This is a genomic window from Chromohalobacter sp. 296-RDG (assembly GCF_029889885.1).
GTDB lineage: Bacteria > Pseudomonadota > Gammaproteobacteria > Pseudomonadales > Halomonadaceae > Chromohalobacter.
This window is the reverse complement of record NZ_JARANY010000223.1, coordinates 1-1,136: the sequence shown is the minus strand read 5'-3', so window position 1 is coordinate 1,136 and position 1,136 is coordinate 1. Positions and strand designations below refer to the sequence as shown.

2 protein-coding genes and 1 pseudogene are annotated in these 1,136 nt (G+C 61.5%); all 3 read right to left on the bottom strand.

What is annotated here, in order from left to right; genetic code table 11:
• A pseudogene (locus tag OP495_RS18070) lies at positions 1 to 351 on the bottom strand (monovalent cation/H+ antiporter subunit D); the annotation flags it as partial.
• Entirely contained in the window at positions 351 to 701 is a 351-nt protein-coding gene (locus OP495_RS18065; protein ID WP_280563056.1) for a Na+/H+ antiporter subunit C, read from the bottom strand. The gene OP495_RS18065 and the pseudogene OP495_RS18070, both read right to left, overlap by 1 nt.
• The coding region (locus OP495_RS18060) for an MnhB domain-containing protein (RefSeq protein WP_280571157.1) at positions 701 to 1,136 on the bottom strand (436 nt) is incomplete at its 5' end. The genes OP495_RS18060 and OP495_RS18065, both read right to left, overlap by 1 nt.

The following is a 1,136-nucleotide window of genomic DNA, read 5'->3' as shown; positions in this document are numbered from 1 at the left end:
CATAAGTTGCAGCTGGAACAATCCGTGAAAGTTCGAGCCTTGCTCGTCATCACCGGCGCAGGCATAGAGCAAGCTGCCCAGCGCCAGTAGCGACGTAAGCATCACCATCAGGGCGGACAGACGGTCGAGTACTAGAATGATACCGAATGGCGGTTGCCAGTCGCCCAGGGCGTAATAGCGGATGGTGTCATCGGTGCTTTCGATGACCAGCAAGATCCCCACCACCACCAGCGCGATCGTGGAGATCACGTTGGCCGTGCGGCGTAAGGTTAGCGCGCCGCCGCGATGGATCAGCAATGCCACTCCAGTGAGCAGCGGCAACAAAACCGGCAGAATGATCAAGTGCTGCATCAGGATTTGTCCTCCCGCGGCTCGTCGACACGGTTGCCGTTGACGTGATCGCTGCCCACGTCACCACGCACGCGCATGGCGAGGATCACCGAGAAGGCGGTCATGGCGAAGCCGATGACAATGGCTGTAAGCACCAATGCCTGCGGTAGCGGATCGGCATAATGACCGGCGCCATCGCTGATCACGGCCGCACCGTCGGTGGTCAGTCCTCCGGTGGAGAACAAGAACAGGTTGACGGCATAGGACAATAACGTCAGGCCGACGACCACGGGAAAGGTGCGCCCGCGTAGCGCCAGGTACAAACCGCTGGCGGCCAGGATCCCCGTGGTGGTCGCGAATAGCGCTTCCATCACGCTTTCTCCTTCTGCTTGGAGGGGCGGTGCGATGTGGTCACCTTGCCCAGATTGGCAAGGATCATCAGCGTGGCACCGACCACGGTAAGGTAGACACCGAGATCGAACAGCATGGCCGTGGCCAGTTCCACGTCACCGATCAGCGGGATGTGGAAGTGGCCGAAGGCCGAGGTCAAGAACGGATACCCGAAGATCCAGCTGCCGACCCCGGTCAGCGCGGCGATGGCGACACCGGCGACGGCGATCGGCTGATACTGGAACGACAAGCGTTGCTGGGCCCATTCGACCCCATGGGCGATATACATCAAGATCAGCGCCACTGCCGTCACCAGCCCCGCGATGAAGCCACCGCCCGGCGCGTTGTGGCCGCGCAGGAAGATGAAGACCGAGACCAGAAAGGCCATGGGCAGCAGCGACTGGGAAACCGAGGCC

Coding starts and splice junctions, on each gene's coding strand:
- OP495_RS18065 (WP_280563056.1), bottom strand. CDS start 701: ATGGAAGCGCTATTCGCGACCACCACGGGGATCCTGGCCGCCAGCGGT.